Consider the following 13,185-nt stretch of genomic DNA (forward strand, 5'->3'; position numbering starts at 1 on the left):
GTCACCAGCGCAGCAGCGCGCCCACGCCGTCGTGATCGGCCAGCTCGGTCGCGGCCTCGTGGTGCAGGATCGTGACCTCGGCGCCGCTCTCCAGGGCGCGCTCGATCATCCGCTCACCGAGATCCGGCTCGTCCACCGCCTCGACGGCGGGCGGCACCTGCCCGGTGGGGTAGAGCCGGCCGTCCGGGCCACGGCCGCCCTGCCACTCGCCGTTCTCGTCGAGCAGCAGGCAGTCGACCCGCCCCTCGTTCAGCAGCGCCAGCGTCTGGCCGAGCCCGAGCACGCCGCGCCCTCCGGCGAGCGCGGCGTCGTTGGTCCGCTGGATCAGCGCGATGTCCCTGCGCACGCGTACCTGGGTCAGGGCGTCGGAGACGTGCGCGATCACCTCGGTCGGCGTCAGCGTGTCGATGATCTTGTCGATCTGGACCACTTCCAGCGGGTGCAGCGCCTCGGCGAGTATCGCGGTCACCCTCGCGTCGCCGACCAGCAGCACGTCGGTCCAGCGCAGGGAGCCGACCCTGTTGCTGATCTCGGGGGTGACCGAGTGCAGGTAGCGGCCCAGGTTCTCGTCGACGCGGCGCTGGAACTTGTCGTACTGCGTCGACGACCCCTGCCCGGTGTTGGGCGAGCTCGGGCCGCGCATCTTCCGCCAGTCCTCGATGACCAGGTCGAAGGTGGACTGGTAGACGTCCTCGGCCAGGCCGTACCTGTAGTCGATCAGGCGCACGCCGTCGCGTGAGACCACCGCGATGCCCGCGGGCGCGCTGGTGGCCATGGCACTGATCATCGGGCGTACGTACGCGGTCGATTCGAGCACCGCGCTGGTGCCGACCGGCACCTGCAGCGTGGTCTGGTGGATGTCGTCCGTGCACACGGGCGCGAACAACGCGCGGCCCAGCCCGGAGACGGCGGGATCGACCAACTGCGCGATGTCCGGCTCCAGCCCGTCGAGATGCTCCAGCACGGTGGCGCGCCGCATCCTGTCGGGCCAGCCGGACACCTGCTCGCGAAGGGTGTCCAGCTCGTTGCGCAACAGGATCTCCCAGCCGGGCTTGACCGAGGCCTCCAGACGCGGATCGGCGGTCACGTACAGCGACACGACGCCGATCTCATCCTTCATGGCTACGAGTTCCCGCAGGAAGGCATGATCGTGTATCACGACGTTCTCCTCTGTCGTCGGACCACTAACGACTCTAGAGAACCGGAAATACCCCAAATCGCTCACTTAACGGACAATGGTCCCAGGTTTTACCTCAGGAGAGGGCGTCGAACCCGGCCCGAAGGTGGGCCAGCCGCTCGTACAGCTCGGAGAGCGGGATCGACAACGCCGGGTCAGGTGACTTGCGCGCCACCTCCCGCACCCGGTCCAGCTCCTCCTCCACCGCGGTCAACCTCCTCGACAGCTCCGGCAGGACCGCCCCATGATCGCCCGCGCCCGCCGGCAACTCGCCGGTCAGCCGGTCGCGCAGCATCGAGGCCTGCTCGGCCAGCCGCCTGTTCATGTTGTAGAGCTCGGTGAACACCGACACCTTCGCCCGCAGCACCCACGGATCGAAGGGTTTGGTCAGGTAGTCGACGGCGCCCGCCGCGTAGCCGCGGAAGGCGTAGTCGGGCGCGCTGTCGACCACGGTCAGGAAGATGATCGGGATGTTCTTGGTACGCTCGCGCCGCTTGATGTGAGCGGCCGTCTCGAACCCGTCCATGCCCGGCATCCGCACGTCGAGCAGGATGAGCGCGAACTCCGTGTTGAGCAGTGCCTTGAGCGCCTCCTCGCCGGACCTGGCGCGCACCGGCACCAGGTCGAGCGAGCTCAGGATCGCCTCAAGTGCTATCAGGTTCTCCTCGCGGTCATCGACCAGGAGGATCTTGGCTCGGTCCGGCATTGATCACGCCCTTTCGGCTGATTCCGTCGTGGACACCCGCCCACGGCTGAGCCAGCCGCGAAGTCGTTCGAGCAGGCGGTCCACGTCGACCGGCTTGGGCACGTAGTCGGACGCGCCCGAGGCGATGCTCTTCTCACGATCGCCCCGCATGACCTTAGCGGTCAACGCGATGATCGGCAGATCGGCGAATTGCGGCATGCGGCGGATGGCCGAGGTCGTGGCCCAGCCGTCCATCTCCGGCATCATGATGTCCATCAGGACCAGCGCGACGTCCTCGTTGCGTTCGAGCTGCTCGATGCCCTCACGCCCGTTCTCGGCGTAGACGACCGTCGAGCCGTGCCGTTCGAGCACGCTGGTCAGCGCGAACACGTTGCGGATGTCGTCGTCGACGATGAGGATCTTCGCGCCGTTGAGCGGGTCGTCGCCCTGCCACTGGGGCGAGGTCTCGGTGGTCGACTCGACGAGTTCGGGCAGATCCAGGTCGAGCGGCGGCTCGGGCGCGGGCTGCTCGATCGGCACGGCCATCAGCTGCCTGCGGGCGGCGCCGCCGTCGCTGGCCGCCAACGGGCCGGTGTAGGTGGCCGGCAGGTAGAGGGTGAACGTGCTGCCCACGCCCAGCTCGCTCTCGACGTGGATCTCGCCGCCCAGCAGCCGGGCGATCTCCCGGCAGATGGACAGGCCCAGGCCGGTGCCGCCGTACTTGCGGCTGGTCGTGCCGTCGGCCTGCCGGAACGCCTCGAAGATGACCTCGCGCTTGTCGGGCGCGATGCCGATGCCGGTGTCGATGACCTGGAAGGCCAGCAGGTCGTGGGCGTCGTGCAGGGTCTCGTCGTCGAAGGCGACACCCGGCGGCGCAGGCACGACGCGCAGCTTGACCTCGCCCTTCGGGGTGAACTTCACCGCGTTGGAGAGCAGGTTGCGCAGCACCTGCTGGAGGCGCTGCTCGTCGGCCCGCAGCTCCAGGGGCACGGCGCCGTCGACGTCGACGGTGAAGACCAGGCCCTTGTCCGCGGCCAGCGGCGCGAACGCCGCCTCCACGAGGTCGACCAGCTTCGGCAGCGACACCTGGATCGGGTGGATGTCCATCCGGCCGGCCTCGACCTTGGACAGGTCGAGCATGTCGTTGATCAGCTGGAGCAGCGCCGAGCCCGCGCTGTGGATCGTCCGGGCGAACTCGACCTGCTGCGAGGTCAGGTTGCCCTCGGCGTTCTCCGTCAGCAGCTTGGCCAGCACCAGCAGGCTGTTGAGCGGCGTGCGCAGCTCGTGGGACATGTTGGCGAGGAACTCGTTCTTGTAGCGGGAGGAGACGGCGAGCTGCTCGGCGCGCTCCTCCAGGGTGCGACGGGCCTGTTCGATCTGGAAGTTCTGGATCTCGATGGCGCGGTTCTGCTTGGCCAGCAGCGCCGCCTTGTCCTCCAGCTCGGCGTTGGACCTGCGCAGCTCCTCCTGCTGGCGCTGCAGCTCGTCGGAGCGTTCCTGCAGCTCGCGGGTCAGCCGCTGCGACTCGGTCAGCAGGTCTTCGGTACGCGAGTTGGCGATGATGGTGTTCATGGTGACGCCGATGGTCTCGACGAGCTGCGTCAGGAAGTCGAGGTGCACCTCGCCGAACGGCGTGAAGGAGGCCAGCTCCAGCACGCCGAGCACGCGGTTCTCGAACAGGATCGGCAGCACCACGATCTGCGCCGGCGTCGACTGGCTGAGCCCGCTGTCGATGGTGATGAACTTCGGCGGCACGTCGTCGAGGACGATGTGGCGGCCCTCGGCGGCGGCCTGGCCGACGATGCCCTCACCGACCGCGAAGCGCTGGCGCGGCCCCCGGTCGGGCCGGACACCGTAGCCGCCGATCAGCAGCAACTCGTGCTCGCCCTCGGGGTCGACGCCGTAGAAGGCGCCGTAGCGGGCCGACACCAGCGGCGTCAGCTCGCTCATCGTCAGCTTGGCCACCTCGAACAGGTCGCGGTGGCCCTGCATGAGCCGGGAGATGCGGGCCAGGTTGGACTTGAGCCAGTCCTGCTCCTGGTTGGCCTGGGTGGTCTCGCGGAGGTTGGCCACCATCGAGTTGATGTTGTCCTTCAGCTCCGCCAGCTCGCCCTGCGCCTCGACGGCGATCGAGCGGGTCAGGTCGCCGCGCGCCACACCGCTGGTCACGGTCGCGATGGCGCGGACCTGGGTGGTGAGGTTGCCGGCCAGCTCGTTGACGCTCTCGGTGAGCCGCTTCCAGGTGCCCTCGACGCCCTCGACGCGGGCCTGGCCGCCGAGCTGGCCCTCGGAGCCCACCTCACGGGCGACCCGGGTCACCTCGGAGGCGAACGACGAGAGCTGGTCGACCATCCGGTTGATGGTGGTCTTGAGCGCCAGGATCTCGCCCTGGGCGTCGACGTCGATTTTGCGGGTGAGGTCGCCGTTGGCGACCGCCGTGGTCACCTCGGCGATGTTGCGCACCTGGTACGTCAGGTTGTTGGCCATGAAGTTGACGTTGTCGGTAAGGTCCTTCCAGACGCCCGACACGCCCTGCACCCGGGCCTGGCCGCCGAGCTGGCCCTGCGTGCCCACCTCGCGGGCCACCCGGGTGACCTCGTCGGCGAACGACGAGAGCTGGTCGACCATCGTGTTGAGGGTGTCCTTGAGCTGAAGGATCTCACCCTGCGCGTCGACGGTGATCTTCTTGGACAGGTTGCCCTGGGCCACCGCGGAGGAGACGGCCGCGATCTGGCGCACCTGCGAGGTCAGGTTGTTGGCCATCGAGTTGACGTTGTCGGTGAGGTCCTTCCAGACGCCCGACACACCGCGCACCTGCGCCTGGCCACCGAGCTGGCCCTCGGTGCCCACCTCGCGGGCCACCCGGGTGACCTCGGAGGCGAACGAGGACAGCTGCTCGACCATCGTGTTCATCGTCGACTTGAGCTCGAGGATCTCGCCCTGGGCGTCGACGTCGATTTTGCGGGTGAGGTCGCCGTTGGCGACCGCCGTGGTCACCTGGGCGATGTTGCGCACCTGGTAGGTGAGGTTGTTGGCCATCGAGTTGACGTTGTCGGTGAGGTCCTTCCAGACGCCCGACACGCCCTTCACCTCGGCGCGACCGCCGAGCTTGCCCTCGGTGCCGACCTCGCGGGCCACCCGGGTGACCTCGTCGGCGAACGACGAGAGCTGGTCGACCATCGTGTTGAGGGTGTCCTTGAGCTGGAGGATCTCGCCCTCGGCGTCGACGGTGATCTTCTTGGACAGGTTGCCCTGGGCCACCGCGGTCGCCACGGTCGCGATGCTGCGCACCTGCGAGGTCAGGTTGTTGGCCATGAAGTTGACGTTGTCGGTGAGGTCCTTCCAGACGCCCGACACGCCGGTCACCTGCGCCTGGCCGCCGAGCTGGCCCTCGGTGCCCACCTCGCGGGCCACCCGGGTGACCTCCTCGGCGAACGCGGAGAGCTGGTCGACCATCGTGTTGACGGTGTTCTTCAGCTCGAACATCTCGCCCACGGCGTCGACCGTGACCTTGCGGCTCAGGTCGCCCTTGGCCACGGCGGTGGTCACGACGGCGATGTCACGCACCTGCGCCGCCACGCGAGAGGACATCGTGTTGACGGCCTCGGTGAGGTCGCGCCAGCTGCCCGACATGCCGCGCACGTTGGCCCCGCCGCCCAGCCGGCCCTCGGTGCCGGCCTCGCGCGCCACCCTGGTCACCTCGGAGTTGAACAGCGCAAGCTGGTCGACCATGCCGTTGATGGCCTTGCCCAGCCGGCGCACCTCACCGCGGGCCGAGCGGTCGAGGTCGATGCGCCTCGACAGATCGCCCTTGGCCACGGCGTCGATCACGTCGGCCGCGCCGCTCACCGGGCTCACCAGGGCGTCGATCAGGATGTTGACCGACTCGACGCTCTCGGCCCAGGCGCCCACGCCCGGGCCGGGTGTCAGCCGCTCGCCGAACCGGCCCTCCTTGACGACCTCCTTGCGGACCCTCACCAGCTCGTTGGCGAGGTGTTCGCGGCGATCCGCCACCTCGTTGAGCAGCAACCGGACCTCACTGAGGATCCCTGCGGGCGCATGCGGGACTCGCCGCCGGAAATCGCCGTCACGCCAGGAGAAAAGAGTCTCGAGGATCGGGACGAGATCTGACTCTGTGTAGATCCTCTCCTCGGAACCCGGCGCGGTTTTGGCCGATGTCATGGGCCCTCCTTCAACTCCCGGGGTGCCGCCGTGAGTGATTGAAGTCTGTCACGTTGTGTAGCTCGTAGTCCTGTCCTTGGATTTACCCCAAGTCAGCGGGAAGTGTGGTAGGCACGGTTGGATGACTTCTCCTCACGCGGCGCTCGCCGCGACGTTCGCACCCGGTGAGGCCGCTGTGCCGGCTGCGATGAGGTTCACTCGCGAGGTGATGACCGCGTGGGCCGTCGGCGGCATGCTCTCCATCGCCGAGCGGGTGGCGGGAGATCTCACGGAGCAGGTGGTCAGTGAGCCCTTCGAGGTCATCTGGAAGCATTTCGGCGATGCCGTACAGGTGGAGCTGAGGCAGCGGAACACCTCGCATGGTGATCCGAAGGCTCCCTCGGTGGGTGTGGAGGAGTGGGGGATCACCTATTCGGGCGACTCCCGTGTCCATTGGGCAAGACTCACGCTACCCGGCTCTGTGGACAGAGTCGTATCCGAATGGCAGGAGGAGACCTCCAAGGGCCCCCACTGGCTGGGGTTCCTCGCCGACGCGAGCGACCTGCTGGCCGGCACCCTCAACCCCGACATGGTGCCCGCCATCATCGCCCAGATCGTGGTGCCCCGGCTGGCCAGCTGGTGCGCCGTCTACACCGCCGACACCGCCTCCGGGCCGCTGCGCCTCGCCTATCTCTGGCACGCCGACGAGGCCAGGATCGACGGCCTGCGCCAGGAGCTGACCGCGATGGACGTGAGCCCGGTCGACAGTCAGGTCACCGCCTCGATGCACCTCGGCGACTCGCAGGTGCTCGCGATCCCGCTGACCGCCCGTGGCCGGGGCCTCGGCATGATGTGCCTGGGCAGGTCCGACCGGTTCGGCGACGACGTCATCCAGTTCGCCGAGGACATCGCCCGGCGTGCCGCGCTCGCCATGGACAACGCCCGGCTCTACGCGCAGCAGGCCGCCGCCAACCGCGCGCTGCAGCGCAGCCTCCTGCCGCCGAACGAGCCCGAGGTCCCCGGCCTCGACTACGGCGTCGTCTACGAGCCGGCGGGCGAGGCCAACGAGGTCGGGGGCGACTTCTACGACCTGTTCAAGGCCAGCGACGACTCGTGGCGGTTCGCGATCGGCGACGTGTGCGGCACCGGTCCCGAGGCCGCCGCCGTGACCGGCCTGGCCCGCCACACCCTGCGGCTGCTCGCCCGCGAGGGCTACGGCGTCGCGGCCGTGCTCGGCCGGCTCAACCAGGCGATCCTCGAGGAGGGCGAGCGGGCGAGGTTCCTGACCCTGCTGCACGGCGACATCACGCCGGTCGACACGGGTCTGGAGGTGCGGCTGGTGTCGGCGGGCCATCCCGAGGCGCTGCGCCTGAAGCCGAGCGGCGTGGTCGAGCCGGTCACCACCCCGCAGTCGCTGCTCGGCGTCTTCCACGAGGTGGTGTTCGAGTCGGACACGGTCCACCTCGACCACGGCGACGTGCTGCTCGCGGTCACCGACGGGGTGACCGAGCGGCGTTCGGGCCACCGGCTGCTCGACGACGACGGCGGGCTGGCCAAGCTGCTCGCCGAGTGCGCGGGGCTGTCCGCCCGGGCGGTCGCCGAGCGCATCCGCCGGGGCGTGGCCGACTACGCCAGCGAGCCCAGCGCCGACGACCTGGCGATCGTGGTGCTCCGCGCCCGCTGACCGCAGCCGGTCGCCGCCACCCGGGGTGCCAATTGGGGGGTCAGTAGGCGTCGACGTGCTTGCGGGCGAACTCCAGCTGCAGGGCGATCTGCGCGATCCGCTCGGCGACGACCAGGGAGCCGCGCACCGCGTCATAGGTGTAGACCTCGTGCTCCCGGCCGTGCTCGGCCAGCTTGGCGACGTACTTCTCGATCTGGCGCAGCGGGCAGCGCGTGTCGTTCTCGCCGGCCAGGATCAGCACGGGGCTCTCCACCCGGTCCACGTAGGTGATCGGGGAACTGGCGGCGTAGCGCTCGGGCTGCTCGTCGGGGGAGCCGCCGAGCAGCGCCCGGTGGTAGGCGCGCAGGCTCTCGGCCTCGTCCTCGTAGGAGGTCTGGTGGCAGGCGATCGGCACGGCCGCGATGCCGGCGGCCCACAGGCCGGACTGGGTGCCGAGGCCGAGCAGCGTCAGGTAGCCGCCCCAGGCGGTGCCGGACAGCACGGTCCGGTCGGGGTCGGCGATGCCCCGATCGACCACCCACTCGCGCACGGCGGCGACGTCTTCGAGCTCGATGTGCCCGACCTCGCCGTGCAGCGCGTCGCGCCAGGCCGAGCCGTAGCCGGTGGAACCGCGGTAGTTGACCCGCACCACCGCGAAACCGGCGTCCACCCAGGCCGCCACCTCGGGGGAGAAGGCGTCGCGGTCGTGTGCCGTCGGGCCGCCGTGCAGCAGGAAGACGGTGGGGAACGGCGCCGAGCCGACCTCGGGCCGCGAGACGAGCGCGTGGATGAGCCCGCCCGGACCCGGCACGTCGAGGTCCTCGACGGGCACGCTGGGCGGCGCGGCCGGGCCGCTGGGGTTGAGCACGACCTGACCGTTGCTCGACCGGATGACCGGTGGGCGGGACGCGCTCGACCAGGCGTATTCGACGTGGCCGCTGGGGCGCGGCGCGGCCTCCTCGATCACCCCGTGCGGGGTGTCGATCAGGGTCAGCCCGCCGCCCGCGAGGTCGTAGCGGTGGAGGTAGCTGCGGGCACGGTCGTCGCGCAGGAGCAGCAGGCCGCGGCCGTCGTCGTACCACTCGGCCGCCAGGTCGCCCGAGTCGCGCAGCCAGATCTCGCGCTGCTCGCCGGTCACCGGGTCCCAGACCAGTGGCTCCTGGCGCCGGCGGCGCTCGTGCAGGGCGAGCAGGCGGCGGTCGCCGGTCACGGGAGCGAACCTGAGGCCGAGCACGCCCCGCTCCGGGCCGTCGTACAGCTCGCCGACCGGCTCGCCGCTCTGGCGCACGACCCGGAGGGCAGGGTGGCGGAAGTCGCCGTACTCGCCGTGGTTGATGGCGATCAGCTGGCCGTCGAGCGACATGTCGGCCACCCAGGCCGCCTCGGCGTGCTCGTAGAGCAGACGGGACGCCTCGCCGTCACGCACCATGTGGATGCGGAACGAGCCCTCGCTGGCCAGGCTGATCGCCGCGACGCCGTTGATGGACAGGGCGATGCCGCCCGGCTGGCCGGCCGGCAGGTCGGGGGCGACGAGCTCGTCGGGCCCGCCGCCGAACGGCTGGCGCCACCACTGCCCGAACTCGTCGCCGTCGGTGTCGGCGAACCAGTAGATCCACTGGCCGGTGGGGTCGACGGTGGCGTGGGCGGTGCCCTTGGGCCTGTCGGTGACCTGGCGGGTGGCGCCGGTCGCGCGGTCCCAGGCGTAGACCTCCCACGTGCCGGTGGCGTTGGAACGGTAGATGGAGCGGTTCGGGGCCTGGCGTGCCCAGAGTGGCAGCGTCATGCGCGACGCCCGGAACCTGGCTTGCCAGCGTTCCTCGGCCTTCATCCGGCGCGCCCCCTCCCTTTGAATCCCAGCCGCCGGGCGTGGGTTGTCGTCCAGTATTGCGCCTGATTCACGGAAATACTCAGGGAATGTGGGGGAATTTCGTGCCAAATGCCCCATCAGTAACATCAGCCCCACGCGTCAGTCAAGGAGCGATGCTTGATCGCGGCGATGCCTCAAAGATAGACAGATGGAACGCGGCTCGCACTACTGCTTTTTCCCGATTTTTCGCGACGCGTCGGGAGATATATCCCGAGATTTGCTTCTCAAGTTCGGATGCTTCAGTGTGCCACGCGCTCGGTCCCATCCTCACTACCTCGGCGATGTCGTCACGGGCGAGATGGAGATCGAATTCGATGGTCTGCCGCTCGGCCTCGACGAACCCCTCCAGACTGCGGGCCACCCGCCGCTCCTTCTCCTCGTCGACCGAGAGCAGGCCCAGCTCGCGCACCAGCGGGCTCAGGTGCGCGGGCGCGGGCGTGACGACGACCACCACGCCCCCGGGGCGCAGGATGCGCCGGAACTCGGGACCGTTCCTGGGCGCGAACACGTTCATCACCACGTCGGCCACCCCGCTCCGGATGGGCAGCGGACGCCACACGTCGGCCACGAACGCCCCCACCCTGGGATGCGCTCGCGCCGCCCGCCGGACGGCGTGCTTGGACACGTCGAACGCCACTCCGATGCCACCGCCGATCCCCTCCAGCACGGCCGCCAGGTAGTGTCCGGTGCCGGCTCCGGCGTCGACGATCACCGGCGTGTGACCGGCCTCCTGTGCCGCCCCGTGACCCGCTCCACCGTACGCCTTCGCCGTCGCGCCGTCCGGCGGCTTCGGGAAGCTTTCCGTACGATTTCCGACCGCCGGGGCGCTCTGGGAACCCGGAATCCGCATCGCCACGCTCCGCGCCAGAGCCTCGGTGAGCGGCGCGTAGTGTCCGGCCCCGAGGAACCCGGCCCGCGCGGCCACCATCTCGGCGCTGTCGGCGGTCCCCGGTGCCCGTGACCCGACGAGCAGGCTCACGTACCCCTGCCGGGCCACGTCGAAGGCGTGTCCGTGCGCGCAGCGCAGCGCGCCCTCTTCGAGGGTGAGCTCACCGTGGCAGACAGGACAGGCGAGGAGGTCGACGATGTCACCGAGCATGACCCCATTCTCCCGCCGGGCCATCGGCGGAGGACCGGTCCAGGGCCCGCCGAAGACCGATCGTCACAGCCCGACAAGGCCCGCGAAAGGAGGTCCGCGAAAGGAGGTCCGCGAAAGGAGGTCCGCGAAGGGAGGTCCGCGAAAAGAGGTCACAGTGCGGCAGCCTGCAGGAAATGAGCATTTGTCGGCGTTTCGCGAAGCTTGTCGACGAGTAGTTGCAGACCCTGCCGGCGCTCCAGCGAGCCGAGCATGCGACGCAGCCGCCACACCACCTGCCGCTCGTCGGCGGGCAGCAGGATCTCCTCGCGCCGGGTGCCCGACGCGTCGAGGTCCACGGCCGGGAACAGCCGCTGCTCGGCCAGGTCCCGCGCCAGGTGCAGCTCCATATTGCCGGTGCCCTTGAACTCCTCGTACAGGGAGTTGTCCATCCGCGATCCCGTGTCCACCAGCGCGGTGGCCAGGATGGTCAGCGAGCCGCCGCCGAGCACGTTGCGGGCGGCTCCGAAGAAGCGCTTGGGCGGGTAGAGCGCGGTGGCGTCCAGCCCGCCGGTGAGCACCCGGCCGCCTCCCGGCGCCAGGTTGTTGTACGCCCGGCCGAGGCGCGTCAGCGAGTCGAGCAGCAGCACCACGTCCTGGCCGTTCTCGACCAGCCGCTTGGCGCGTTCGGCGGCCAGCTCGGCGACGGCGGTGTGGTCACGGTCGGGGTGGTCGAAGGTCGAGTAGTAGACCTCGCCCTGGATCGACCCGCGCATCTCGGTGACCTCCTCGGGACGCTCCCCGACGAGGAGCACCATGAGGTGGACTTCGGGATGGTTGCGGGCGATGGCGGCGGCCAGAGCCTGCAGGACCATGGTCTTGCCGGCCTTGGGCGGGGCCACGATGAGCCCGCGCTGCCCCTTGCCGATGGGCGCGAACAGGTCGATGACGCGGGTGCTGAGCGACTCGGTCTCGATGCGCAGCCGCTCGGTCGGGTGGACCGGGACCAGGTCGCCGAAGTCCGGCCGGTCCCGCCAGTCGGTGACCCCGTTGACCGACCGGACCTTGACCAGCTTGCTCCCGGCGACATCGGCGACCACGTGGTCACCGGGACGCAGGCCGAGCTGTCTGGCCCGTTCGGGTTGCATGCGGACGTCTCCAGGACCGGGGAGGTGCTCCGCGCGGATGAAAGCGCCCTTCTCCCGCAGGTCGAGCAGGCCGCTGACCTGCCGGACGGGAGTACCGGCGCGTTGCTGGGGAATGGTGTTGACAGTGTCGACAGACATGATGAGGCCCCTCTCAAGGGCAGGCCGAAAGTCGGCCGAGGTGAAGAGCGAGCCGGCCCTTGACGAGGGGCGGGCTGCGGGGGGATTCAGCGGAGCTGGAGCTCAACGCTGACGGACGGCAAGATATCACACGTCTCGCCCTATCCAACGCCTAGCCCTGATGGACTATTCCCGGGCTGTTCTCGCTCCTTCGCCCACGCAGCGACCTGTGCCGCCGAGACAATCTTCTTCTCGAAACACCGTCGTTTTACCCATGGCCGGTGTGATGAACGGCATGGAAGGCCCATCGACGCAGCGGCATCCTGTCAAGCGTGATGCAGGGCTTCTGCAATCCGACGAGGCTTTCATGGAAGCACGAACCCAAGGGGGATCTCATGAAGACCAGCACCTGCTGCCCGCGTTGTCACCACGAGCTCGACGAAGGCCCGATCATGTACCGGTGCGCCAACTGCCGCCGCGCCGTCTTCGCCGCCGATCTTGAGAACGAGTACGTTCCGCGCCAGCCCGTGGCCGCCTAGTCTGGACGGATGCCGCACCAATCCCGCATCTTGGCGGGCGTCGAAGTGACGCCGCTCTGCGACGCCGTAGGCCCGATGGGCGAGACGATCCGCCGCCCCATGGCCGAGATGTTCCCCGGAGGAGCCCTCCGGGAAGAGCCGTGGATCCTGCACTTCCACTGCTACCTGCTGAGAGACCCGGCAGGCCGCCTCACGCTCGTGGACACCGGCATCGGCCCCGTCGACTCGCCGGCGTCCAGCTGGGCGCCGGTGCCGGGCACGCTGGCCGGTGAGCTGGCCGCCGCGGGCGCCGCGCCCGCCGAGGTCGAGACCGTGATCCTCACCCATCTGCACAGCGACCACGCCAGTGGCGTGATCGCCGACGGCCGGCCGCTGTTCGAGAACGCCCGCCACGTCCTGCAGCAGGCCGAGCTCGACGTGGCCCAGGGCGCGATGCTGGAGCAGATCGTCGCCCCGATCAAGGACCAGCTCCACGTGGTCGAGGGGCAGACCGAGGTCTCGCCGGGCGTTCACGTGCATCTCGCGGTGGGCCACACCCCGGGCCACCAGATCGTCAGGGTCGGCGAGCTGGCCATGACGGGCGACCTCGTGCTCCACCCCGCACAGCTGGCCGATCCGAGCATCGGCTACCTCTACGACGACGATCAGGACCAGGCCACGGCCACCCGCGCCGAGGTGCTCGGCAGGCTGCGCGCCGAGCGGGCCATCCTAGCGACGGCCCACTTCAGCGACCCCTTCGTGGAGCTATGACGG

General features: G+C 69.6%; 9 protein-coding genes. 3 read left to right on the top strand and 6 right to left on the bottom strand.

From position 1 onward, the window contains the following. Position 1: 1 nt before the first annotated feature. The 3 genes from AB0C16_RS28060 to AB0C16_RS28070 form a co-directional block, all read right to left on the bottom strand. Positions 2-1,159: a VLRF1 family aeRF1-type release factor gene (locus AB0C16_RS28060; RefSeq protein ID WP_357686960.1), complete on the bottom strand. Its 1,158-nt coding sequence runs from the start codon at positions 1,157-1,159 to the stop codon at positions 2-4. A 94-nt stretch (positions 1,160-1,253) separates the two neighbouring features. Then, entirely contained in the window at positions 1,254-1,883 is a 630-nt protein-coding gene (locus tag AB0C16_RS28065; protein ID WP_357686961.1) for a response regulator, read from the bottom strand. 3 nt (positions 1,884-1,886) lie between these two features. Next, positions 1,887-6,044, bottom strand: a complete 4,158-nt coding sequence (locus AB0C16_RS28070; protein WP_357686962.1) for a HAMP domain-containing protein — start codon at positions 6,042-6,044, stop codon at positions 1,887-1,889. Positions 6,045-6,165: 121 nt separating this feature from the next. Between AB0C16_RS28070 and AB0C16_RS28075 the strand changes: the two genes are divergently transcribed. Continuing rightward, positions 6,166-7,707 carry a SpoIIE family protein phosphatase gene (locus AB0C16_RS28075; RefSeq protein WP_357686963.1) on the top strand — a complete coding sequence of 514 codons (1,542 nt, stop codon included), beginning with the start codon at positions 6,166-6,168 and terminating at the stop codon, positions 7,705-7,707. 40 nt (positions 7,708-7,747) lie between these two features. Here the strand turns inward: AB0C16_RS28075 and AB0C16_RS28080 are convergent, their stop codons facing one another. The 3 genes from AB0C16_RS28080 to rho form a co-directional block, all read right to left on the bottom strand. Next, positions 7,748-9,514, bottom strand: a complete 1,767-nt coding sequence (locus tag AB0C16_RS28080; RefSeq protein ID WP_357686964.1) for a prolyl oligopeptidase family serine peptidase — start codon at positions 9,512-9,514, stop codon at positions 7,748-7,750. Between the two features lie 142 nt (positions 9,515-9,656). Further along, complete coding sequence (locus AB0C16_RS28085; protein WP_357686965.1) at positions 9,657-10,652, bottom strand: putative RNA methyltransferase; 996 nt, start codon at positions 10,650-10,652, stop codon at positions 9,657-9,659. Positions 10,653-10,801: 149 nt separating this feature from the next. Beyond that, complete coding sequence (gene rho, locus AB0C16_RS28090; protein ID WP_357686966.1) at positions 10,802-11,914, bottom strand: transcription termination factor Rho; 1,113 nt, start codon at positions 11,912-11,914, stop codon at positions 10,802-10,804. A gap of 374 nt (positions 11,915-12,288) precedes the next feature. On the opposite strand from rho, the gene AB0C16_RS28095 reads away from it, so the two are divergent. Together AB0C16_RS28095 and AB0C16_RS28100 are read left to right on the top strand one after the other, a co-directional pair. Then, complete coding sequence (locus AB0C16_RS28095) at positions 12,289-12,432, top strand: hypothetical protein (protein ID WP_357686967.1); 144 nt, start codon at positions 12,289-12,291, stop codon at positions 12,430-12,432. Positions 12,433-12,441: 9 nt separating this feature from the next. Continuing rightward, positions 12,442-13,182, top strand: coding sequence for an MBL fold metallo-hydrolase (locus AB0C16_RS28100; protein WP_357686968.1), 741 nt, complete (start codon positions 12,442-12,444; stop codon positions 13,180-13,182). Positions 13,183-13,185: the final 3 nt, after the last annotated feature.

The sequence above is a fragment of the Nonomuraea sp. NPDC048916 genome (assembly GCF_040649575.1).
In the GTDB taxonomy this organism is placed as follows: Bacteria; Actinomycetota; Actinomycetes; order Streptosporangiales; family Streptosporangiaceae; genus Nonomuraea.

Bases quoted from the DNA above. Each gene is read 5' to 3' on its own strand.
- AB0C16_RS28065 (WP_357686961.1), bottom strand. From the start codon at position 1,883: ATGCCGGACCGAGCCAAGATCCTCCTGGTCGATGACCGCGAGGAGAAC.
- AB0C16_RS28070 (WP_357686962.1), bottom strand. From the start codon at position 6,044: ATGACATCGGCCAAAACCGCGCCGGGTTCCGAGGAGAGGATCTACACA.
- AB0C16_RS28075 (WP_357686963.1), top strand. From the start codon at position 6,166: ATGACTTCTCCTCACGCGGCGCTCGCCGCGACGTTCGCACCCGGTGAG.
- AB0C16_RS28080 (WP_357686964.1), bottom strand. From the start codon at position 9,514: ATGAAGGCCGAGGAACGCTGGCAAGCCAGGTTCCGGGCGTCGCGCATG.
- AB0C16_RS28085 (WP_357686965.1), bottom strand. From the start codon at position 10,652: ATGCTCGGTGACATCGTCGACCTCCTCGCCTGTCCTGTCTGCCACGGT.
- rho (WP_357686966.1), bottom strand. From the start codon at position 11,914: ATGTCTGTCGACACTGTCAACACCATTCCCCAGCAACGCGCCGGTACT.
- AB0C16_RS28095 (WP_357686967.1), top strand. From the start codon at position 12,289: ATGAAGACCAGCACCTGCTGCCCGCGTTGTCACCACGAGCTCGACGAA.
- AB0C16_RS28100 (WP_357686968.1), top strand. From the start codon at position 12,442: ATGCCGCACCAATCCCGCATCTTGGCGGGCGTCGAAGTGACGCCGCTC.